This is a genomic window from Iodobacter violaceini (genome assembly GCF_011601265.1).
In the GTDB taxonomy this organism is placed as follows: Bacteria; Pseudomonadota; Gammaproteobacteria; order Burkholderiales; family Chitinibacteraceae; genus Iodobacter; species Iodobacter violaceini.
Window position 1 is genome coordinate 189,728 of record NZ_JAAOLX010000006.1, and the last position, 22,140, is coordinate 211,867.

Sequence of the window (22,140 nt, forward strand, 5' to 3'; positions counted from 1 at the left end):
ATCAGCCCAGCACAACCAAACACCACATCAAGGCTAAATTCAGCAGGCAGACCAATTGCGCCGCACTGCCTAAATCTTTGGCCCGCTTAGCCAGCTCATGACGCTCCAGGGAGGTGTGATCTACCGCGGCCTCAATGGCCGAATTAAGCAGCTCAACAATCATACTGGCCAAATGACTGCCTATCAGTAACGCCCTGCCCCAATGTGGCAGCCCTGGAATTAAAAACGCGCAGGGAATACCAAGCAGCGCCAGCAAAGTAACCTGACGAAATGCAGCTTCATTTAGCCAGCCTGCTTTTAAACCATCGATGGAATAACCCAGAGCATTAAAAATGCGGGCGACTCCTGTTTTACCTTTGAACGGGCTTTCCAACACATTAAACTCCATCAGCGCCGGCAGGCACTGCAGCAAAAATTTCTCGGTACGCAATATATTGCATCAGCATCATCACCGGCAAGACAACTAAAAACCCCAGCAATAATGTAAATACTGATAAAAAACACAAGGCAATCGTGACCAGCCCACTCACTAAAAACGCCTGCCAGTTGCGGGCAATGCCTGCAAATGAAAGCTTCATCGCATCGATGGCAGAATAACCATCAAACAATATTAAAGCGGGGGCAAACCACACCGCACACATTACCGGCGTCATTAAAATAAGGCTCAGCGAGGTATGTAAATACAGCGATTTCATTTGCTCTGGCGTAGGCAAGCTTCCGGCTGGAATATCAACAAGACTGGCCTGGCTGCCAAATAAGCCCAGCACAACCGTGACCAGCATCGCAGCAAGCACATTAATAAAACCCACCCAAAGCAGGGGTTTTATTTCACCGTGAAATGCCGCAAATAAATCCAGAGGGCCAACTCTGTTACCTGCATCGCACCGCTTAGCCGCCAGATATATTCCGCCTGACAATACCGGGGATACCAGGGTATAGGCCAAAGCGCCTACTACAGGCAGCACGTTCGCCAGCAAAGCTAAAACAAAAAATTGCAGGGCGATGACAATCCATATCCCAGGCTGGCGGCGAAATAACTTAAATCCATTTACATACCAATGCCAGCCACGATTCGCAACAAGGCGACGCGGCTCGGGCAAGAGATCAATTACGCTATCGTTTTCCATGATTTTCCCACTGCTGCTCCGGCAAGGCTTGAAGGATACGTGAACCCTTAACTTACTCAAAGGTAAACATATCAGCAGGGAGAACCTGATGCTTCCTTACTAAATAAAACCATGCCCGCACCATGAAATGATTTACTTTCTTAGTTATGATTCAGCCAGCTATTGTGCGGGTTTTGAATAAAAATATAATTTCAAATAAATAACGCCGCAGAATAGTGTTGCGATTTACCACAGACAAAAAAAAGCCACATGATCTGCACCATGTGGCTTTGATTAAAACTAAAAATTACGCAGCAACGCACTTCAAAGCGTGGCGGGCAATCATCAGCTCTTCATTCGTTGGAATGATATAAACAGGAATACGGCTGCCTGGCAATGAAATGCAGCGCGCTTCACCTGAGCGTTTTGCATTTTCAACTTCATCAATTTCCACACCTAACCAGCGCAATTCATTACATACAGTGGCGCGGGCAATATCGTCGTTTTCACCGATACCTGCAGTAAACACCAGCGCATCAAAGCCTTGCATCGCAGCAGCTAAAGAAGCCGCTTCACGCACAACACGGTGAGCAAAGTAATCAACAGCAAACTTAGCATGCGGATCTTTACTTGCATGCAGATCACGCATATCGCTGGAAATACCCGACATACCCAACAGACCGGATTGCTTGTAGATCAGCTCTTCAATTTGTGAGGCATCCATTTTCAGATGGCTCATAAAGTGCAGAATTAAGGCAGGATCGATCGTGCCGCAACGGGTGCCCATAGGCAGGCCTTCTAAGGCAGTAAAGCCCATGGTTGTTGCCTGGCAGTGGCCATTAATCAATCCAGCCATCGAAGAGCCATTACCCAGATGGGCCACAACTGTGCGGCCTGCCGCAGCTTTTGCATCAATACCTGGCAATACGCTGGCAATAAACTCATAAGAAAGGCCATGGAAGCCATAACGACGGATACCATGTTTTTCGCTGAACTCGTACGGCAAAGCGTATTGCTGCTCGATTTCAGGCTGAGTGCGGTGGAAAGCGGTGTCAAAACAAGCCACTTGCGGCACGGTTGGTAAAAGCTGAGCCAGCACGCGCATTGGCATAATATTGTGCGGGGCATGCAATGGAGCCAGAGCAATGGTTTCGTCCAGGCCCTTTAATACTTCTTCAGTAATGCGCACCGGCTGGCAAAAGCTCAGGCCACCATGCACAACGCGATGACCAACCGCGGCAATCGTACGGCCTTCAATACGGCTATTGAGCCAGGCCAGCATATGACGCAGTGCAGAGTCGTGGTTCTTAGGCATATCTGCCGGCATAGATTCAGAAACCAGCTTATTGTCATCCGCGTCTTTTGCTACAAACTTCGGATCAACATAAATACCGTCTGCCAGGCCTTTAAAGAGCAGAACAGGATCAGCCGCGCCGGTTTCAAACAGGGAAAACTTGATGCTGGACGATCCGGCATTAATAACTAAAACCAACTCACTCATAAACTGCTCCTTAATATTACGCTGGCGGTGATAAGACTCATCTCATCACATATAGGTTGATTGTTCTGATTGCACTTTAAAATCATCATTAGCAGGCGCAAATCACATAAGCCAGACTTAAACAGCCAGGATACGGACTTTGCTTACACACAACGGCTGATGGCTGCGTTAATATCCATAAACTTGGGGCTTTCCCTGCTGAATCGGGCCCAATGTTAGGAACTGCGATGCTGCACTGCAATGGAATAATTACTGCTGCATATTCTAAGCAGTAGTAAAAACAGCAGTATTGGCCAAAATCAAGCAAAATCATTGAAAAATAGGTGCATATTCACCATGAGTACATTCACCACGCACCTGATATGCGTTCCTGAGCTGGATGAAACAGCCAGCGTCAGCGCCGTACATATCTTACCAGGCCATCATGTACACAGTAATACACCGCTTCTGACCTTAATTTGTGGTGATAGTGAGGTTGAGATCTGCGCTCCGGAAGCAGGTTTGGTTTCGCATATCATGGTAGAAATTAAAGAAACCGTGCAATGCGGTGATCTTTTATTACAAATGGAGATTGAAGAAGAGCCTGTGCAATTATTTGGAGCAGAGGCCACTTTTGCCAGCGCCTGCCAGCTGGACTGGCCTGCAGCACCAACTACCACGCTCAATGTCAGCCTTGGCGCTGCCCGCCTTGCGGCTAAGCTGGGCGTAGACCTAAGCACGATTACAGCCTTGGGCGAATGTATTGAAGAAGCGGATATAGAAGCTCATGTCCGCGCCGTTATGCTGCAATGGCAGCAAAGCCGCCCGTACTAAAGTTATTTCTTTTGTAATTGATCCATGATCGCTGCAGGATCCTGGCTCAGGGCCAAAACAGCACGTACTTTATTAAAAGCGGCGGTCGCCTCTGCGGGATGCTTGCCATAAGACACCACACTGGCGTGTTTCCAGCCCGCAGACAACAAAGCATTACGCTTAAAAGTTGTACCTTCAACGCCCCCTCCGCCTAATTGCATCAAAGCCTGCTCAATGAGCACGTGCGGCAAGGGGGTGCGGGAGATGATATTAAAATGATCTGGAATAACTTCATCAAATTGCATAGCCTGACTCCGGTATCAATAAGTGATGCATCTTCAGTAAACGACCTGTATCTTTCGCGCCCAGCCAAAAAGAAACTGCTGAAGTGAAACTGCATCAGATAAATGATCCGGTGCATCAGGGTATTTTCAATACTAGTAAAGAGCAGAGCCAAATCCAGTAATTCCTTACCGCAGGCAAGTCAGAGCGGCAATAAACTCAGTTTCAGATTCAGAAAAAACAAACGCCCCGATAAACGGGGCGTTGAATATTGATAAGCTGGAAACTTAAATATGAACCTTGGCAATCGCGCGGCGATCCAGCACGGCCCTGGACAAATCTGCCAGCATCGTTTCTGTCTGATCCCAGCTGATACAACCATCAGTAATTGACTGACCATAAGTCAGTGGCTTGCCTTCAACATGATCCTGACGGCCACCAATAATATGGCTTTCAACCATTACACCAAATATACCGTTATTGCCACGGGCAAGCTGAGCACAGACATCAGCAGATACATCAACCTGACGGCGGTAATCTTTGCTGCTGTTGGCATGGCTAAAATCAACCATTACTTTTTGTGGCAGCCCGGCAGCGGCCAGATCGGCCAGCGCAGCACGCACATGATTAGTGTCGTAATTAGGCTCTTTGCCGCCACGCAAAATGATATGGCAATCAGGATTGCCGCCAGTTGCCACAATCGCAGAATGGCCCATTTTAGTTACAGACAAAAAGTGGTGTGACTGGCTGGATGCGCGAATCGCATCCAGTGCAATTTTTAAATTACCGTCTGTTCCGTTTTTAAAACCTACCGGGCAAGATAACCCCGAAGCCAGCTCGCGGTGTACCTGTGATTCAGTCGTACGCGCCCCAATTGCTCCCCAGCTCATCAAATCAGCCATATATTGTGGCGTGATCATATCGAGGAATTCGCCGGCTGTTGGCATACCATCATTATTTAAATCAACCAATAATTTGCGTGCAATACGCAGGCCATCGTTGATATTAAAACTGCCGTTCAGGTAAGGATCATTGATCAGGCCTTTCCAGCCTACCGTTGTGCGGGGTTTTTCAAAATAAACCCGCATCACGATTTCTAAATCGTTTTTGTGAAGCTCGCGCAGCACTTTAAGCTTTGCGCCGTATTCGTGCGCAGCCTCGGTATCATGAATTGAGCACGGGCCAATCACCACAAGAAGGCGGTCATCGCTGCCTTGCAAAATGCGCTGAATGGCTTGCCGGGTTTCAAAAACAGTAACGGAGGCAACTTCGCTGACAGGGAATTTCTCCATCACCGCAACAGGGGGGAGTAGCTCTTTAATTTCTCGGATACGGACATCATCTGTTTGATATTGCATATTCTTCCCTGGAGCGGCTGCCTAGCACGGCGACAAGCACATCATAAAAGAAAGAGATTATCGTCTAACGACAGTCGGCGCAAATACCTTTAACCGTGATTTCAACCATGCGGGCCACGAACTGGGCAGGCAAGCTTACAGGCAGATCACTGCTTACGTTTTCCAAACAAAAAAAACGTCCGCAATTTTCACACTGAAAATGCGCATGGTGGTGTGGGGCAGGTGCAACAGAAAAGCGCCATACCCGATCATCACCGGATAATTTATGCGCCAAATGCTGCTCGGTTAACCAGTCTAAAACCCGGTATACCGTTACGCGGTCGATAGCGGGCTGCAACGCCGCCAGCACATCCAGATGTGACAGCGGGCGTTGAGCATCCAAGAGCGCAGCGAGCACCCTAACCCGTGCAGGTGTAGTACGGGCACGGGTTTGGGCGACTAAATCACGTGCTTTCGCAATCGTCTCAGAAGCATTACTCATCAAAACAGCACAACATTAATCTGCGTACTGCTTTTTCATACGTTCACGACGCTCTTGCGCTTCCAGAGACATTGATGCCGTTGGGCGTGCAACTAAGCGTGGCAGACCAATTGGCTCGCCTGTGTCTTCGCAATAGCCATAATTGCCATCATCAAGCTTACGTAAAGTAGACTCGATTTTAAGCAACAACTTACGCTCACGATCACGCGTGCGTAGCTCTAATGCATACTCTTCTTCCAAAGTAGCGCGGTCAGCCGGATCAGGCGTGGCTTCCTGCTCTTGCAAATGCTGGCTGGTTTGATTGGCATTTGCCAACAGCTCTGCTTTCATTTGCAGAAGCTTAGCCCGGAAAAACTCGAGGTGATCCGGGTTCATGTAATCATCTTCTGAACCGTTCCAGCTAATGATTTCTTGTTCCGTGAGTTTGGCCATGGTCGTTCTCCCTTTCTGCAAATGGGGGCGGGGCAAAATCGCTCTGCAGCTTTATTTCATCTTACTGAAACAAAAACCAGACAGAACATAAACTTACGAGCATACACCCCACCAAATGGGGAGGCAGCATAATCAAGTCCCCGCCGCAATGCAATAACTCGTTTCGCCATACAGACGGTATGGCATTAATGCGACAGTACCCAACGTACAATAATCCTTAAATCTTTCTCTTCAATTTGCTGCGCGGGCATGGGAATTTTCCCCCATTTTCCGCCGGGCAAACCACTGCGTACTTCTTTCATCAGCATAGCTTCTGCATCTTTTTGCCCGCGATATTTTGCTGCAACTTCCTTATACGCGGGCCCAACAATTTTAGTATCAATCGCATGGCAACCCAAGCAGTTGTATTTTGCCGCAACTTTTGCTCCATCTTCAGCAAAAGCCAATGGAGTACAGACCAAAAACAGCGGTAGTAAATACTTAATCATACTTATTTCCTTACAGATAATTGAAGCGTAGGAGTATTTTAGCAGCAAGCAGAGAGCATGCGCCGTGCTACACTCCCGCGATTAAAAATCTTAGGTAATACAGGTTGGCAAATGGATAGAGCGCAACGTTTTATGGCTCTGGGCGTAGCCTTTTCGGTGCTCGCACATGCTATTCCTATTTTTGGCATGAAGTTTGTAATGCCCGATCCTAAAACACTGTTTTCAGCCCAGCCACTGGAAGTGGTGCTTGTAAACCAGCGCACATTGCAAGATGCTCATAAAGCGGATGCGCTGGCTCAGGCCAGCTTAAATGGCGGGGGCAATACAGATGTTCTGAATCAGCACGTTAAATCACCCTTGCCTGCCAGCGATAATGCGCAGTCTAAAGAAGTGGAACGCGCAAAAGCTCAGCAAAAAAAACTTGAGGCCGATGCAGAAAAACTCATGTTGCAGCTGAAGGCGGACACCCGTGTTGCTCAGGATCTGGGTAAAAGCACGCATAGTGAAAATACGGGCCCCGATAATGAGCAATTAAAACAACAAGCCCGTGAAATCGCCGGCTTAGCAGCGCAGATCAGCAAGCAAACCAGCGAATACCAAAGCCGCCCGCGCATGACTTTTATCGGTGCACGCGCCAGAGAATATCGTTTTGCCCGCTATGTTGAAGACTGGCGCATGAAGATGGAGCGGGTTGGTGCGCTGACTTACCCGCTTGATTCGCACGGCCAGAAACTCTATGGCCGCTTATTGGTATCCGTTGAGATCGACGCGAACGGCAATGTCCGCAGGGCCGAAATTACCAAATCATCAGGCAATAAAGAGCTGGATGCAGCTGCTTTACGTATTGTAAAAATGGCAGCGCCTTTTGGTAAGTTTCCTGATGATATTCGTAAAGACACCGATGTGATCAGCATTAGCCGAACATGGACCTTTGCCAAAGGCGATGCTGTTTTAGGCCGGGATTAATTTTGCCTCAGCAGGGCTTTACCAAGAGTCACGTGTGTTCCAGGTTAAATAAATGCGAATTTTAGGAATTGACCCGGGCTCCAGAATAACGGGGTTCGGGGTTATCGATACAGACGGACAAAACCGGAGTTATATCGCCTCAGGCTGCATTCGCACGCCGGGCGGCGAGCTGGCTACACGCATTAAATCTATTTTGCGCGGCATTGCCGAAGTAGTAGATACCTATAAGCCCGATGTAGCAGCGGTTGAAATTGTCTTTGTAAACGTCAACCCGCAATCAACGCTGATGCTGGGGCAAGCACGGGGAGCGGCAATGTCGGCGCTGGTTTTGGCTGATCTGCCGATAGGGGAGTACACCGCGCTGCAAGTAAAGCAGGCAGTGGTTGGCAATGGCCATGCAGACAAAGATCAGGTCAGCCAGATGGTGCAGCGAATGCTGCGGCTCAATGGTGCCCCACAATCAGATGCCGCCGATGCACTTGCAGTGGCGCTCACCCATGCTCAGCACGATAGCGGCGCGATGAAGCAGCTTGCCAGCCTTGGCTTAACCATTAAACGCGGGCGCTTAGCTTAGGCTCGGCTGACATTTGATTCAGTGCTTCGCTGGCTGCAGCCCTAAACTTTACTCCGGCAAGAAGGAAGCTCTGCGTTAAAACGGGCCAGGAATTCAGGGTCTTCTTTTAAGAAGCGGTGGCCAAAATAAACACCTAAAGGTTTATCTTCCTGAAGCTCCGAGCGGATTTTGTACTCGGCATGCTCCGCATGAATCGCCTCATTCATCGCCAGATCGCTGGCTAATACTGCGGCAACCCTGCCAGCCAGCAGCATTTTAAGCAGCTGGTCATGGGCAGGGGGGGTGGCATAAATCCGATAACCAGATGCTTTTAGCCAGGTCAGCATATTCGAACCAAAATAAGCCCCCACGGTGGCCGACAGGCGAAACTCTTCGCTTAATGGCTTCGCCGTGTTTTCCGTACGGAAATACCAGCGCCATTGCTGGGGAGCAATTGCTTGCGAAAGCGTAGCAAAGCGATCCCGCTCGCTGTTTTGGGACGCCGAAAAAAAACCATCCGCCTCACCAAGCTCAACTAAATTTTGTGCACGCTTCCATGGCAGAAATTTAATCTCTACCGGACGCTGCAATTTATTCATCACACAACGCACAGTTTCCAGCGCAAGCCCGCTCTGACGCCCGTCAGCCTGCTGATTGCTGTACGGCAACTGTTGCTGCGTCAATAAGCGTACAGGCGTGGCCTGTGCCTGCAGCATACTGAGCAAACAAAAAATACCTGGCTTCAAGTTCGTCAAGCTAATCCCGGGCATTTATACTCCCCGCTTTCCTTTAGAGATGCACGCCATGATCGGACGCCTTACCGGAACCCTGATCGAAAAACAGCCCCCGCAGATTGTGATTGAAACCAATGGCGTGGGCTACGAAGTTGATGTGCCTATGAGCACGTTTTATGTACTGCCCCACACAGGGCAGCCATCCAGCCTGTTTATTCACATGGTGGTGCGTGAAGATGCTCAGCTTTTATATGGCTTTGCCACCAAGCCGGAGCGCGATACATTCCGCGCCTTAATCAAGGTCAGCGGCATTGGTGCAAAAATTGCGCTCGCCATTTTATCGGGAATGAACGCCGATGAGCTTGCGCAAGCCATCGCTGCAGAAGATCTGGTTCGGCTGTCAAAGGTGCCGGGCATTGGTAAAAAAACGGCAGAAAGACTGGTTTTAGAACTGCGCGGCAAGCTCAACAACCTGCCTATTATGACTTCTGTCAGCAATAATAGTGCACTGTTTCAAACGCCTGCATCAAATAAAGATGATGTGCAGCATGCATTAATTGCCCTGGGATACAGCGAACGCGAAGCCAGCGGCGCGGTCAAAGAGCTCGCCAGCGATGTTGATGTTTCAGACGGCATCCGGCGCGCCCTTAAACAACTGGTTAAATCCTAAATGCGAATCCTGCCCGTCACCGCCATTATCGGCACCATTTTGTTCATTTTTCTGGCCACAGTCTTAGGCTCGCCAGAACTCAATGCCCTCGATGATGCCATTGGTAACGTCTTTTACAATGGGCCGGCATGGCTTATTGCAGCCTGCAAAACTTTAGCCTGGTTTGGCGGTGCATTCGGCTCCCTGCTGCTGGCCGCGGTGATTGGCGCAGGCTTATGGTTTAAATTGGGAGATCGCCGCAATTCAATTGGCTTAGTGCTGGCCATCTTCAGCGGCTGGCTGCTTAATGCAGCCCTTAAATTCAGCATCTTACGGCCCCGCCCCACCCTAGAGTTTCTGGCCTCGGCACACGGCCCGTCTTTTCCCAGCGGCCATGCAATGAGCGCATGGATTATGTCTTTTGTACTGGCCCTGATTGCCACACACTATCAGCCACAACGCCGTACACTCTGGTTCAGCCTTGCCTTTTGTGCAGCAATTTTTGGCGGCTTAGCCAGACTGGTACTGGGTGTGCATCATTTCTCCGATATCATTGCAGGCTTTAGTGTTGCGAGCGCTATCGTTTATCTTTACAGCTACGCCGCAAGCCGTATTACCCCCTTGGATCGCCTACAGCCATGATCGAAACCGATGCGCTTTCTGCAGCTCCTGCTGATCGCCTGATCAGCAGTACAAAATTATCTAATCAGGAAGAAAAACTTGAGCACGCTCTGCGGCCCAAATTACTCGACGAATATGTCGGGCAGGCCAAAGCACGTGAGCAATTAGAGATTTTTATCGAAGCCGCTAAAAAGCGCGGTGAAGCGCTCGATCATGTACTGCTGTTTGGCCCGCCGGGCCTGGGTAAAACCACGCTGGCCCATATTATTTCCCGCGAGTTAGGCGTAAACCTGCGCCAGACTTCAGGCCCGGTGCTGGAACGCGCTGGCGATTTAGCGGCAATTCTGACGAATTTAGAGCCGCATGATGTCTTGTTTATCGATGAAATTCACCGGCTCAGCCCGGTGGTTGAAGAAATTCTTTACCCTGCGCTTGAAGACTTTCAGCTTGATTTAATGATTGGAGAAGGCCCTGCGGCCAGATCAGTAAAGCTTGATCTGCCGCCATTTACACTGGTTGGCGCCACCACCCGCGCAGGGATGCTGACCAACCCGCTGAGAGATCGCTTTGGTATTGTGGCAAGGCTGGAGTTTTACTCTGCAGAAGAGCTGACCCGCATCACCACACGTTCGGCACAATTACTCAATGTGAATATCGCACCTGACGGCGCATTCGAAATTGCGCGAAGATCACGGGGCACGCCGCGGATTGCCAACCGTTTGCTGCGCCGGGTGCGCGATTACGCCGAAGTGCGCGCAGATGGCCATGTCACCCGTGAAGTGGCCGATGCAGCGCTTTCGATGCTGGATGTGGATCACGCAGGGCTGGATGTCATGGACCGGAAGCTTTTATCTGCCATTCTGGAGAAATTTGCTGGTGGCCCGGTAGGGCTGGATAACGTCGCGGCGGCCATTGGTGAATCATCCGACACCATTGACGATGTGATTGAGCCCTTTTTGATTCAGCAAGGCTTTTTACAAAGAACGCCACGCGGCAGGATTGCTACACTGGCAGCGTATGAGCACTTTGGGCTGAGCCCGAAAAAACAAGATTGATACCCGATATATTATTTCGGCGGAATAAGCCGCCCTACCATTAACACGCGAATAAAGGATTACCCAAAGTGGACGTTGCTGCTGCAAACCAAGATTTGTCTATTCTCACTTTAGTCCTGCACGCCAGCCCCGTTGTACAAGCCGTTATGGGACTTTTACTGGTGATGTCATTTATGTCCTGGTGGTATATCTTCAGCAAACACTTCGCCATTTCTCACGCCAGAAAACAAACGGAAGACTTTGAAAATCGCTTCTGGAATGGCGCAGACCTTGCGGCCCTTTATGATCAGGTACGCCGTGGTCAGACACTGGGCATGGAAAAAATATTTCAGGCGGGTTTTGGGGAGTTTTTAAAATTGCGCCAGCGTGCTGGCGAGCGCGGCAATATGGAATTATCCGATGTAATGGAAGGCAGCCGCCGTGCCATGCGCGCCGCTTGCCAGCGTGAGCTGGATGAGCTGGATTCACATACAGCGTTTCTGGCCACGGTAGGCTCGATCAGCCCTTATATCGGCTTATTTGGTACCGTATGGGGCATTATGAATGCCTTTACCGGCCTCGCAAATGTAGGCCAGGCCACCTTGGCCACGGTTGCTCCCGGCATTGCAGAAGCGCTGGTTGCTACCGCCATTGGTCTGTTTGCGGCCATTCCGGCTGTGGTTGCTTATAACCGCTTTGCTAATGAAGTCGATAAACTGGCCAACCGCTTTGATACCTTTATCGAAGAGTTTTCCAATATCTTGCAACGTCAGGTGAAATAATGGCCCGCCGCGCACGCAGGATTAAAAACGAAATCAATGTTGTTCCCTATATCGACGTGATGCTGGTTTTGCTGGTGATTTTTATGGTGGCCACACCGATGATGCAACAGGGCGTGGTGAATCTGCCCACGGTGGGCAAATCCGATCAGGAAGTCAATGTAGCCCCGCTGCGTGTTGAAATTGACGCGGCTGGTGCGATCAAGCTGCACGATAAGGAAGAGACCAGCGATCTGGCCGACCTGAAAGCACTGGTTGCCAGTGTGCAGGCCAAACAAACCGTCACGCCCAATCGCCCTGTAGTGATTGCCGCAGATAAATCCATACGCTACGAGCAGGTGATGAATGCGATGGATGCTTTAAAACAGGCCAATATTGCCCGGGTTGGCCTGCTCGTTCAGCCGAAGTGATATGAGCAGCTTAACTCTTAACCGTAATGAACGCCCCACTCTGGCCTTTGCACTGGCCGCTGCCGTCCATTTATTACTGGTGGCGGGCTTATTGCTGTCGATGAACTGGCAAACAAAGAAACAAGAACCCGTAGTCGTCGAATTATGGGGCGGGCCACCACCTGCCAGCGCACAGCAAGCGCCCGATCCTGAACCACCCAAGCCCAAAATTTTGCAGCCCAAAGTAGAGCCCAAGCCTGAGCCTTTACCCGAAAAGCCAGCGGATATCGCTACGGCCAAGGTAAAGCCAGCGCCAACCCAGCGGCCGACTCCAGCCCCCACGCCAACACCGTCGCCCAAGCCTAAGGCGACGCCGGTGCCAACGGCCGTACCTGTGTCTCCGCCCGTACCACACAAACCGACTGCGGCTCCGGTAGCCAGGCCAACAGCCGCTCCCAAAGCCCCGCCAAAGCCCAAAGTATCGGCATTTGATGCGGCACTCTCTGAAGGCAGCTCCTTAGAGCCCAATAAACCCGGCGCAAAAGCTGGCGGCAAAGGCAATAACCCCAATGCCACCACCAACACAGGCCCAGGCTCGGGCAGCGGTAATAGCGCAATGGCCAGCAAGGGCCTGGCCGACTATCGCAGCAGGGTTTCGCAACTGATCCGCTCTAAATTGGTCTACCCCAATCCTAAGGGCAATCCATCGGCAGAGTTCAGAATCAATGTGTTGCCAAATGGTGAGATTCAAGAAGTAACGCTATTGAAACCCAGCGGCGAAACAATGTACGACGAAGCCGCTAAGCGTGCCATTCTGGCCTTGCAGCGCATGCCGCCCCTGCCTGATGGGCAGGCATTTAGTGGTGATATGCGCAATATTAAAATATTGTTCCGTTTAAATGATTAGGCCGCCGCCTTTGGCGAAGTGAGCTGTTAACCGAATGGAATAGCCATTCATGGAGAACTCCAATAATGCTTTGGCGTAAATTTTTTAAGCTACTGACCGCAGGCTTGCTCCTGAGCAATGTGGTTCATGCTGATATGACCATTGATGTGGTTGGCGTAGGTGCATCGCAATACCCTATCGCAATCGCACCATTTCAGAATGAAAACCAGCAAAAACAAGCGCTCACACCGGTTATTAGCGATGATTTAACGCGCAGCGGCTTATTTAAAGTGATCGGAGCGGGTGATCTGTCGCCAGTGCCCTTTGCTCCCGAGCAGGTAAATTACACAGCAGCTCTGGCTAAAGGCGCACAGACCATGGCCATTGGCCGGGTAACGCCCGATGCAGGCGGCTTTAATGTGCAATTCTGGCTGATTGACCTGGCCAGCAAAAAGCCCCTCATCACCTGGGAGCGCAAAGCCACAGCAGGCCAGATGCGCCGGGTAGCGCATCAAATTGCCGATTTGATTTACCAGCAGATTACCGGCCAGCCTGGCGCGTTTAATTCACGGATTGCCTATGTGCTAAAACAAGGCGCACGCTTTGAATTACAAGTGTCCGACGCTGACGGCTTTGCCTCGCAGGCGATTCTGGTTTCCAAACAACCCGTGATGTCGCCAAAATGGTCGCCAGATGGTGGCAAATTAGCCTATGTTTCTTTTGAAGATCAAAAACCCGTAGTCTATGTGCACGAGCTGGCTTCAGGGCGCCGCTGGAAAGCAGCCGGTTTTAAGGGCAGCAATTACGCCCCCGCATGGTCGCCCAATGGCCGTGAGCTGGCGGTAGTACTGACCCAAAGCGGCAGCTCGCAAATTTACCTCGTCAATACTGATGGCAGTGATTTACGGCAGCTGAGCCGGGGCGGCGAAATCAATACCGAGCCTGCGTTTTCACCCGATGGGCGCTTTATTTATTTCACCTCAGATCGTGGCGGCAGCCCGCAAATTTACCGCATGAACAGCAATGGCAGTAACACAGAGCGGGTAACGTTTCAGGGGGGTTACAATAGCTCAGCCAAGCTTAGCCCGGATGGCAAAAATATGACCTTTATTACCCGTGATGGCGGCTACCGTGCGGCAATTATGGATTTAAGCAGCCGTCAGGTACTTACCCTCACCGATTCCGGATCTGATGATTCGCCCAGCTTTTCGCCAAACGGGCAAATGATTCTGTACGAAACCAAAGCTGGCGGCCGTGGCGTTCTTGCGGCGGTTTCAAGTGATGGAAGAGTAAAACAGCGCCTGAGAGCGCAAGCAGGAGACGTAAGACAACCCGCATGGGGGCCTGTACTTCGGTAAAGATACCATTTGCGGAACCTTTGCTAAGCTAAATGTCATACAGCCCGAACGCTTAGCTTTATCTCTTTAAGATGTAACTAAGGAAGAAACACAATGAAAAAAGTAGCGCTTAGTTTAATCATGACTGCCTTGCTTGCCGCTTGCGCGAGCACCCCGGTACCAACAACAACACCTGCTGATAATTCTGGCTCAACAAATACCAGTACCACTCAGCCAAGCACGACCCCAGCTACCGTTGACCTGACTCAAGGCACAACAAAATCCTTTACCGAGCTGACAGATCCAAACAGCATTCTGTCTAACCGCCGTGTCTATTTTGATTTCGATTCCTTTATTGTGCGCCCGGATTTCCATGAGCTGGTTCAGGCTCATGCCAAATACCTCAACACACATAAAGATGCAAAAATCATCCTGCAGGGCCACACTGATGAGCGCGGCACAGCAGAGTACAACTTAGCGCTGGGCCAGAAACGTGCCGATTCAGTACGTAAAATGATGAATGTACTTGGTGTACCGGACAGCCAGATCGAAACCGTAAGCTTTGGTGAAGAGCGCCCGCTTGAAGCAGGTGACAGCGATGCAATACGCGAACGTAATCGTCGTGCCGAAATTGTTTACAATGGTGAATCTGCACAGTAACCAGCTTGCTGCAGACTAAAAAAAGACCTAGTCTCTGCCACGGACGAGCGATAGCTCGTCCGCGCGTTTTCAACTTCAAATCAGATCAATCTATGAAACGAATTGCTACTCTGCTCTTGCTCGCATTTTCTGTGCAGGCTCACGCTGGTCTTTTTGATGACAATGAAGCGCGCCAGCAATTAAATGATCTGCGAAATGCTCAAACTCAGGCACAAAAAAAGACCGATGATCGCCTGATGCAATTAGAAGCAGGCAATAGCCGCTCTATCGAATTAGTCGGTCAGCTTGAAAAACTACGCCAGGAAATCGCCACCCTGCGCGGGCAAAATGAAGTACTGCAATTTAATTTGGATGAAGCTGCCAAGCGGCAGAAAGATCTTTATACCGATCTGGATGCCCGGATGCGTGCAATGGAAATGGCCAAAGTAGAAAGCAAAGCTGCTGCCGTAGTGTCAGAACAGCAGCAATTAGACGATCTGGTGCAGCTCACCCGCTCAGGCAAACACAAAGAAGCCGTTGTCGGCCTGCAAAAATTTATTAACGAAAACAGCAGCAGTGCCCAGCTTCCTTCTGCTTACTACTGGATGGGCGTAAGCCAGACTGCGCTTAAAAGCTATAAGGGCGCACAAGCATCTTATCAGCAGGTGCTGGCCAGCAATGATGAAACCCGCGCCCCTGATGCTCTGTTTGGCCTGGCGATTGTGGCCAACTCACTGGGCGATAAAAAATCATCGCGCAAATACCTTTTACAGCTGATTGAAAAGTATCCACAGGCAGAAAAAGCCGCTGCAGCCAAGAAAGCATTGCTTGCAACCGATTAAGTGTAATTAAAACAACTCTAGAAACACTAAAACTGCGTAAAATTGCTCAGCTTAGCTGAAACATTGCAACGCCCACATTTTTACCCGGCGTCACCGATCAGGTTGGCGCCGTTTTTATTTCCACCGGACTGTTTTCCGGTTTGCCATGCAGCAATTGCCGCTGGCTTAGGAGCTACTCTTGAAAGACGCATTACGCATTACCGAGATTTTCTGCTCGTTACAGGGCGAAACCACCCGTATGGGCCTGCCCACGGTGTTTGTCCGCCTCACCGGCTGTCCGCTGCGCTGTGGCTATTGCGACAGCGCCTACGCTTTTACCGGTGGAGAGACGCAATCTTTTCAAACCATCCTCGATAAAATCGCCTCGTTCAATACCCACCATATTTGCGTCACCGGCGGCGAGCCACTGGCGCAAAAAGGCGTGCACGAACTGATGCGCTTACTTTGCGACGCTGGCTATTCACTCAGCTTAGAAACCAGCGGCGCTTTATCGATTGCTGATGTCGACCCGCGTGTTTCACGCATTCTGGATATCAAAACGCCCGGCTCGGGTGAATTATCCAAAATGCACTGGGAAAACCTTGATTACGTGAATAAAGCAGACGAAATCAAGTTTGTTTTATGCGATCGCAGCGATTACGAATGGGCACGCGATTTAATCCGCGAGCGCCGTTTGGAAACGCTGGCCCCCGTGCTGATGTCGCCCGTCTGGGAGACACTTCCTCCCGCAAACCTCGCCGCCTGGGTACTGGAAGATCATTTACCAGTGCGTATGCAAGTGCAATTACACAAAATCCTCTGGGGTGAACGTCCCGGCGTTTAACAGGCAAGCTCATGTATTGGAAACGTTGGCTGGTACGCATTAAACACTTACCAGAACGCAGCCGCGCCACACTGGCTCTCTGGTTTGGTGCCGCTATGGTGGGCCTTGTTGCCGTTGTTCTGGCCAAGGCTGCGGACGGCGCACTGGCGATTTTCCAAAATATGAGCGCACGCTGGGCATGGTGGCCTTTTTTTGCCTTGCCCTGCGGTGGCATGGCGATACGCTGGCTGATGCAAAAAATGGGTAAGGGCTCGGAAGGCAGCGGTATTCCGCAAGCCATGGCCGCGCTGCAAGTAACCGATCAGCCCGCCATCATCCGGCAACTGCTTAGTTTACGTATCGCATGCGCCAAGTTTATCGGCGTGGTTGCAGGCCTTGGCTGTGGCTTTGTGCTGGGGCGTGAAGGCCCGACGGTGCAAATTGGCGCAAGCTTAATGTATGCCTGCCGGCGTTTTATTCCATTATCCGATGCCGTATTTCGCCGCCAGCTGATTCTGGCAGGCGGGGCAGCGGGGATTGCCGCCGCATTTAATACGCCACTGGCTGGGATTGTGTTTGCATTTGAAGAACTGGCGCGCTCGGTAGAAGAAAAAACCTCGGGCAAGCTATTAGGCGCGGTGATTTTAGCCGGTGTGGTTTCTTTGGCGATTCAGGGTGATTACACCTATTTTGGCCGGATTCACGTGCCCGGTTTTAACTACAGCATTTTGTGGCCGATGTTTATTGTGGCGGTGACCGCGGGCTTAGTTGGTGGCTTTTTCTCCTGGCTTTGCGTGCATCAGGATCGCTGGCTGCCAGTTAAAGTGAAAATGTGGCGCGCAGCCCGGCCCTATTTATTCATCGCCGCATGTGGCTTTTTAATTGCCTGCATGGGGCTGGCCGCTCCTATTTTTGGCAGCGGAGCAGAAATCACCAGCGAAGTGGTCACAGGCCACGGCACTATGGCTTGGTACTTCTTGCCGATGAAGTTTTTAGGGCTGCTGGCTACCTTTTTGACCGGTTTACCCGGCGGTATTTTTGCCCCGTCGCTCTCTATGGGCGCGGGCGTCAGCAGCTGGTTTTTGCCATGGTTTGACAGCAGCATTCATATCAAGCTGATTGCCATTGGGATGGCGGCAATGCTGGCCGCAGTAACGCGGGCACCGCTTACCTCGGCTATTATTTTGATTGAAATGACAGATGGCCACACGATGGTGATTTCAATTCTGGCCGCTGCGATGATTTCATCCACCGTAGCACGCCTTTTTGGCACCAATCTTTATCATGATCTGGCGGAAAAGGCCCTGCAACGCTTGGCTTCTCCCCAACTTTTAAAGTGATCCTATGCGCTATTTTTTAGCTGTATTTGCCTTGATAGCCACCTTTGCTCAGGCAGAATCCACAGGCCCGGACGGCATGACCACCGCTCAGCTGGCTGAATTTTTAAAATCACTGCAAACGGCTGTCGCCAAAGACGATGCCGCCAGCGTAGCCAAGCTGACCCGCTTTCCCCTGAAGGTAAATCTGCCTAAGAAAATAACGCTAAAGGCACCGCAGTTTATTGCTCAGTACTCAAAAGTAATCACACCCAAAGTAAAAGCGGCCGTGCTCGCGCAAACAACTGAAACGCTGTTTCGCAACAGCAATGGCGCGATGATAGGCAATGGTGAAATCTGGTTTTCCGGCATTTGCCTGAATAAGGAATGCTCAGAGCAAACCACCAAAGTCATCGCCATCAATCCATAAACATTATTTAAATTGAAAATATTATGACCAAAAAACCTGCTGTGATCTTACTCTCCGGTGGCCTCGACTCTGCCACCTGCCTTGCCATTGCCAAAGCCGAAGGCTTCGCGCCCTATTGCTTATCCTTTGATTACGGCCAGAAGCACAACGCCGAGCTGAAAGCCGCCGCCCGAGTAGCAGAAGCGCTGGGCGCAGTTGAACACCGTATTCTGAAAATTGATTTAGCAGGCTTTGGCGGCTCAGCACTCACCGACGCCACGATTGATGTGCCAACAGATGGCGGCAACCCCGGTGAAATCCCCGTGACCTATGTGCCCGCACGCAATACCGTGCTGCTCTCTTACGCGCTGGCATGGTCTGAAGTGCTCAAAGCGGATGATATTTTTATTGGCGTCAATGCCGTGGATTACTCGGGCTACCCGGATTGCCGCCCGGAATATATTGCGTCTTTTCAAGCAATGGCCAGACTGGCAACCAAAGTGGGCGTGGAAGGTTCAAACCTCACCATCCACACCCCGCTGCTGAAACTCACCAAAGCAGAAATCGCCCAGAAGGGCACTGAGCTTGGCGTGGATTACGGCCTGACCGTAACCTGCTATAAAGCCGACGAAGAAGGCCGCGCCTGCGGCGAATGCGAAGCCTGCCGCCTGCGTAGTGCTGGCTTTGCCCATGCGGGGCTGGTAGATCCAACCCGGTATCAAAAATAATATAAGGCGTAATCAAAGCTTCGCTGAGCGACGATTTGTGTTGATCGGCGTTAGCGCAGTACGCCAGTAATTAGATGTAAAAAAATCGGCTTACGTGTTTGCACGGAGCCGATTTCCTTTTGTATCAACTAACAACGAGAAAATGTATTAACCACGCTCACTGCATGGGGCTAAAGTCCCCCCTGAAGCACGCCGAAGCGAGGAACAAGCGGGGTGGGGTAGTCGTCAATTCGTGTTTGAGCGAAGCGAGTTGAATTGACGCCACCTCGATTGTCCGCAGTGAGGGGCCTTCGTGCTGTTTGGGGTCGCCTTCTTTGCTTACTTTCTTGGCGAAGCAAGAAAGTAAGTCCCTCGCGGGGGATTCCCGCACCTAAACGGATGTGCCGAAGGCACTAAAAAAGCATTGTTTTTGATCTGCTTCACCCCTTACAACAACACATCACTTCCCCGCCAGCCACCGCGCTGCATCCAGTGCAAAATAAGTCAGAATCCCATCTGCACCTGCGCGTTTAAAGCCCATTAAACTTTCCAGCACCACCGCTTCTTCATTCAGCCAGCCGTTTTGCGCGGCGGCTTTGAGCATGGCGTATTCACCGGAGACTTGATAAACAAAGGTCGGTGCGGCAAATTCATCTTTCACGCGGCGCACTACATCCAGGTAAGGCATACCCGGCTTCACCATCACCATATCCGCGCCTTCGGTCAGATCGAGCGCTACTTCGTGCAAGGCTTCGTTCAGATTGGCGGGGTCCATTTGGTAAGTCTTTTTATCGGCCTTACCCAAATTAGCTGCCGAGCCAACTGCATCGCGGAAAGGTCCGTAAAAGGCTGATGCGTATTTGGCCGAGTAAGCCATGATACGGGTGTGGATAAAATCTTTGGCATCCAGAGCCTGACGAATCGCGCCAATACGGCCATCCATCATGTCCGATGGCGCAATAATATCGACGCCCGCTTCAGCATGGCAAAGCGCTTGCTTAACCAGTGCGGCAACAGTTTCTTCATTTAATACATAGCCATTGCCATCAATAATGCCGTCCTGACCATGGATGGTGTAAGGATCAAGTGCACCATCGGTAATCAGGCCCAGCTCTGGGAAACGCGCTTTTAACTCACGCACTACTCGGGGCACCAGGCCTTTCGGATTCCAGGCTTCAGCCGCATCCAGCGTTTTTAAATCCTGCTCAATCACAGGGAAAATGGCTAAGGCAGGTACGCCCAGCTTAACGGCCTGTTCGGCGGTATAAAACAGCTGATCTAAGCTCTGGCGATTTACCCCGGGCATAGAGGCAACCGCCTGCGTGCGGTTTTCACCATCTAAAACAAACACCGGCAAAATCAGATTATCCGCAGTTAAATGATTTTCACGCATCATTCTGCGCGAGAAATCATCGTGGCGCATACGGCGTAAACGGGTAGTTGGGAATGAGCGATTGCTATGCATAGGACGCACCTGTAAATGAGTACGCTTATTTTAACGAAGAATAGGAGGGGGGGCTGCGCAATGCTGACAAAAAATGAAAAAAAGTGGGCAGCTTTTGCTGCCCACCCTCAATACATCCGTTCCCGTGCGTCATTCCCGCGAAAGCGGAAATCGTGCAACACGGCTGGATTTCCAATAAATACGCCCGGAAATAACGGGCTGTATAAGCATTATGCTTAAGTTGAGCCAACCCTGCCCTCAATCAATAACGCGCTAAAGCCAAGCCGCTGCTTTCGATTTCCGGTTTTTTCTTGCTAATCAGATCCGCCAGCACGCGGCCTGAGCCGCAGGCCATGGTCCAGCCCAGTGTGCCATGACCGGTATTGAGCCACAGATTTGGATAAGACGTACCACCTACCAGCGGTGTGCCATCCGGCGTCATTGGGCGCAAGCCAGTCCAGGGCGTGCCCTGGCTGGTATCCCCTGCATCCGGAAACAAATCATTGGTCACCATGGCCAGGGTGGCAACGCGGCCCATATCCAGATGCTTATCGTAACCCGCAACCTCCGCCATGCCACCCACACGCAGGCGTGAATCAAAGCGGGTCAGCGCAATTTTGTAGCTCTCATCCAGTACGGTAGAACGGGGAGCCGCATCTGCATCTTTCAAAGGAATCGTCAGCGAATAGCCCTTCACCGGATAAACCGGTAAATCCAGCCCCAGGGGGGCGGCCAGAGCGCGCGATGTGCAGCCAGCGGCCAGCACCACATGATCAGCATTCAAAACTTCACCGCCTTTGAGCTGAACCTGGCGGATTTGCTGGTTGGCTGCAATCAAACGCTCAACGGTTACACCATAGCGGAACACCACACCAGCGGCTTCGCAACGGGCGGCCAGCTTATCGGTGAACATTTTGCAGTCGCCCGTTTCATCATTGGGCAATTGTAAAGCGCCAACCAATTTACCCGGCACACGCGCTAAGGCCGGCTCTGCATCGACCAGGCCCTGTGCATCCAGTAAATGATTAGGCACGCCGATGGCGCTTAAGATATCCGAATCACGTTGTGCAGCTTCAAGCTGCTTGGCTGTGCGAAATACCTGCAAGGTGCCTAAGCTGCGTTGCTCGTACTGCAGATCCAGCTCTTCGCGCAAATCACGCAAGCAGTCACGGCTGTATTCGGCCAGCGGCACCATACGGCCTTTATTGCGCTCATAAGCTGCGGTGGTGCAATTAGCCAGCATTTTGGCCATCCATGACAGCTGAAAAAAGCTGCCATCCGGACGAATTTTGAGTGGGGAATGGGGCTGAGTCAGCCATTTAACCGCTTTCCACGGAATACCCGGTGCAGCCCAGGGTGCTGCATAGCCAGGCGATACCTGGCCCGCATTGGCAAAGCTCGTTTCGGTTGCAGGCCCGTCCAGTTGTTCCAGTACGGTGACTTCGCATCCCGCTGCGCGCAGGTAGTGCGCAGTTGCTACGCCGACAACGCCAGCTCCGATTACAATCACTTGCATATTATTTAATCCTTAACCCATTCGGGTGTGTACTGTTTGCAGCATATCGCCGGGGAAGAGGTTCAGCGATAGGTGAT

The 22,140-nt window shown here is 51.1% G+C and carries 27 protein-coding genes; 16 read left to right on the top strand and 11 right to left on the bottom strand.

Annotated features, from left to right (window positions below; genetic code table 11):
- Position 1: 1 nt before the first annotated feature.
- The 3 genes from HA050_RS13040 to HA050_RS13050 all read right to left on the bottom strand — a co-directional run bounded on the left by HA050_RS13040 (position 2) and on the right by HA050_RS13050 (position 2,607).
- Positions 2–388 (bottom strand): diacylglycerol kinase, encoded by a 387-nt coding sequence (locus HA050_RS13040; RefSeq protein WP_099396601.1) that lies wholly within the window; start codon positions 386–388, stop codon positions 2–4.
- Positions 378–1,127: a BPSS1780 family membrane protein gene (locus HA050_RS13045; protein ID WP_099396602.1), complete on the bottom strand. Its 750-nt coding sequence runs from the start codon at positions 1,125–1,127 to the stop codon at positions 378–380. Before HA050_RS13045 ends, HA050_RS13040 begins: the two co-directional genes overlap by 11 nt.
- Positions 1,128–1,413: 286 nt before the next feature.
- Positions 1,414–2,607 carry an acetate/propionate family kinase gene (locus tag HA050_RS13050; protein ID WP_166826860.1) on the bottom strand — a complete coding sequence of 398 codons (1,194 nt, stop codon included), beginning with the start codon at positions 2,605–2,607 and terminating at the stop codon, positions 1,414–1,416.
- Positions 2,608–2,943: 336 nt separating this feature from the next.
- On the opposite strand from HA050_RS13050, the gene HA050_RS13055 reads away from it, so the two are divergent.
- Positions 2,944–3,420 carry a biotin/lipoyl-containing protein gene (locus tag HA050_RS13055; protein WP_166826863.1) on the top strand — a complete coding sequence of 159 codons (477 nt, stop codon included), beginning with the start codon at positions 2,944–2,946 and terminating at the stop codon, positions 3,418–3,420.
- Between the two features lie 2 nt (positions 3,421–3,422).
- Here the strand turns inward: HA050_RS13055 and HA050_RS13060 are convergent, their stop codons facing one another.
- The 5 genes from HA050_RS13060 to HA050_RS13080 all read right to left on the bottom strand — a co-directional run bounded on the left by HA050_RS13060 (position 3,423) and on the right by HA050_RS13080 (position 6,440).
- Positions 3,423–3,704: a hypothetical protein gene (locus tag HA050_RS13060; protein WP_166826866.1), complete on the bottom strand. Its 282-nt coding sequence runs from the start codon at positions 3,702–3,704 to the stop codon at positions 3,423–3,425.
- 264 nt (positions 3,705–3,968) lie between these two features.
- Positions 3,969–5,039, bottom strand: coding sequence for a 3-deoxy-7-phosphoheptulonate synthase AroG (gene aroG / locus HA050_RS13065; RefSeq protein WP_166826869.1), 1,071 nt, complete (start codon positions 5,037–5,039; stop codon positions 3,969–3,971).
- A gap of 64 nt (positions 5,040–5,103) precedes the next feature.
- Complete coding sequence (locus tag HA050_RS13070; RefSeq protein WP_099396608.1) at positions 5,104–5,520, bottom strand: Fur family transcriptional regulator; 417 nt, start codon at positions 5,518–5,520, stop codon at positions 5,104–5,106.
- A 15-nt stretch (positions 5,521–5,535) separates the two neighbouring features.
- Positions 5,536–5,952 carry an RNA polymerase-binding protein DksA gene (gene dksA / locus HA050_RS13075; protein ID WP_099396609.1) on the bottom strand — a complete coding sequence of 139 codons (417 nt, stop codon included), beginning with the start codon at positions 5,950–5,952 and terminating at the stop codon, positions 5,536–5,538.
- A gap of 185 nt (positions 5,953–6,137) precedes the next feature.
- Entirely contained in the window at positions 6,138–6,440 is a 303-nt protein-coding gene (locus HA050_RS13080; RefSeq protein WP_099396610.1) for a c-type cytochrome, read from the bottom strand.
- Between the two features lie 111 nt (positions 6,441–6,551).
- On the opposite strand from HA050_RS13080, the gene HA050_RS13085 reads away from it, so the two are divergent.
- Complete coding sequence (locus tag HA050_RS13085) at positions 6,552–7,406, top strand: cell envelope integrity TolA family protein (RefSeq protein WP_166826872.1); 855 nt, start codon at positions 6,552–6,554, stop codon at positions 7,404–7,406.
- Between the two features lie 52 nt (positions 7,407–7,458).
- Positions 7,459–7,980: a crossover junction endodeoxyribonuclease RuvC gene (gene ruvC / locus HA050_RS13090; protein ID WP_166826875.1), complete on the top strand. Its 522-nt coding sequence runs from the start codon at positions 7,459–7,461 to the stop codon at positions 7,978–7,980.
- A 41-nt stretch (positions 7,981–8,021) separates the two neighbouring features.
- Here the strand turns inward: ruvC and HA050_RS13095 are convergent, their stop codons facing one another.
- Positions 8,022–8,675, bottom strand: coding sequence for a substrate-binding periplasmic protein (locus HA050_RS13095; RefSeq protein WP_240929074.1), 654 nt, complete (start codon positions 8,673–8,675; stop codon positions 8,022–8,024).
- A gap of 88 nt (positions 8,676–8,763) precedes the next feature.
- On the opposite strand from HA050_RS13095, the gene ruvA reads away from it, so the two are divergent.
- The 13 genes from ruvA (at position 8,764) to queC (ending at position 19,124) form a co-directional block, all read left to right on the top strand.
- Positions 8,764–9,363 (top strand): Holliday junction branch migration protein RuvA, encoded by a 600-nt coding sequence (gene ruvA / locus HA050_RS13100; protein WP_166826881.1) that lies wholly within the window; start codon positions 8,764–8,766, stop codon positions 9,361–9,363.
- A complete protein-coding gene (locus tag HA050_RS13105; RefSeq protein WP_166826884.1) occupies positions 9,364–9,984 on the top strand; it encodes a phosphatase PAP2 family protein in 621 nt (206 codons plus the stop codon). It abuts the gene before it with no gap.
- Positions 9,981–11,018, top strand: coding sequence for a Holliday junction branch migration DNA helicase RuvB (ruvB, locus tag HA050_RS13110; protein ID WP_115228480.1), 1,038 nt, complete (start codon positions 9,981–9,983; stop codon positions 11,016–11,018). Before HA050_RS13105 ends, ruvB begins: the two co-directional genes overlap by 4 nt.
- 68 nt (positions 11,019–11,086) lie before the next feature.
- The gene (tolQ, locus tag HA050_RS13115; RefSeq protein WP_257212436.1) at positions 11,087–11,779 is read left to right on the top strand and encodes a protein TolQ; all 693 of its coding nucleotides are present in this window, start codon (positions 11,087–11,089) and stop codon (positions 11,777–11,779) included.
- A complete protein-coding gene (gene tolR, locus HA050_RS13120) occupies positions 11,779–12,186 on the top strand; it encodes a protein TolR (protein WP_166826886.1) in 408 nt (135 codons plus the stop codon). The genes tolQ and tolR overlap by 1 nt, the downstream gene beginning before the upstream one ends.
- A gap of 1 nt (position 12,187) precedes the next feature.
- Positions 12,188–13,072 carry an energy transducer TonB gene (locus HA050_RS13125; protein ID WP_166826889.1) on the top strand — a complete coding sequence of 295 codons (885 nt, stop codon included), beginning with the start codon at positions 12,188–12,190 and terminating at the stop codon, positions 13,070–13,072.
- A 65-nt stretch (positions 13,073–13,137) separates the two neighbouring features.
- The gene (tolB, locus tag HA050_RS13130) at positions 13,138–14,409 is read left to right on the top strand and encodes a Tol-Pal system beta propeller repeat protein TolB (protein ID WP_166826892.1); all 1,272 of its coding nucleotides are present in this window, start codon (positions 13,138–13,140) and stop codon (positions 14,407–14,409) included.
- A 93-nt stretch (positions 14,410–14,502) separates the two neighbouring features.
- Entirely contained in the window at positions 14,503–15,048 is a 546-nt protein-coding gene (gene pal, locus HA050_RS13135) for a peptidoglycan-associated lipoprotein Pal (RefSeq protein WP_166826895.1), read from the top strand.
- Between the two features lie 92 nt (positions 15,049–15,140).
- Positions 15,141–15,869, top strand: coding sequence for a YbgF trimerization domain-containing protein (locus tag HA050_RS13140; protein WP_166826897.1), 729 nt, complete (start codon positions 15,141–15,143; stop codon positions 15,867–15,869).
- Positions 15,870–16,047: 178 nt separating this feature from the next.
- Positions 16,048–16,692, top strand: a complete 645-nt coding sequence (queE, locus tag HA050_RS13145) for a 7-carboxy-7-deazaguanine synthase QueE (protein ID WP_166826900.1) — start codon at positions 16,048–16,050, stop codon at positions 16,690–16,692.
- A gap of 11 nt (positions 16,693–16,703) precedes the next feature.
- On the top strand, positions 16,704–18,011 hold the full coding sequence (locus tag HA050_RS13150) for a chloride channel protein (protein ID WP_166826903.1): 1,308 nt from the start codon (positions 16,704–16,706) through the stop codon (positions 18,009–18,011).
- Between the two features lie 4 nt (positions 18,012–18,015).
- Complete coding sequence (locus tag HA050_RS13155) at positions 18,016–18,417, top strand: hypothetical protein (protein ID WP_166826906.1); 402 nt, start codon at positions 18,016–18,018, stop codon at positions 18,415–18,417.
- A 23-nt stretch (positions 18,418–18,440) separates the two neighbouring features.
- Positions 18,441–19,124 (top strand): 7-cyano-7-deazaguanine synthase QueC, encoded by a 684-nt coding sequence (queC, locus tag HA050_RS13160; protein ID WP_166826909.1) that lies wholly within the window; start codon positions 18,441–18,443, stop codon positions 19,122–19,124.
- Between the two features lie 439 nt (positions 19,125–19,563).
- Here queC and hemB read toward each other — a convergent pair whose 3' ends face one another.
- Both hemB and HA050_RS13170 read right to left on the bottom strand, forming a co-directional pair.
- Complete coding sequence (gene hemB / locus HA050_RS13165; protein WP_166826911.1) at positions 19,564–20,568, bottom strand: porphobilinogen synthase; 1,005 nt, start codon at positions 20,566–20,568, stop codon at positions 19,564–19,566.
- A 241-nt stretch (positions 20,569–20,809) separates the two neighbouring features.
- Positions 20,810–22,063, bottom strand: coding sequence for a D-amino acid dehydrogenase (locus HA050_RS13170; RefSeq protein ID WP_166826914.1), 1,254 nt, complete (start codon positions 22,061–22,063; stop codon positions 20,810–20,812).
- Positions 22,064–22,140 lie beyond the last annotated feature (77 nt).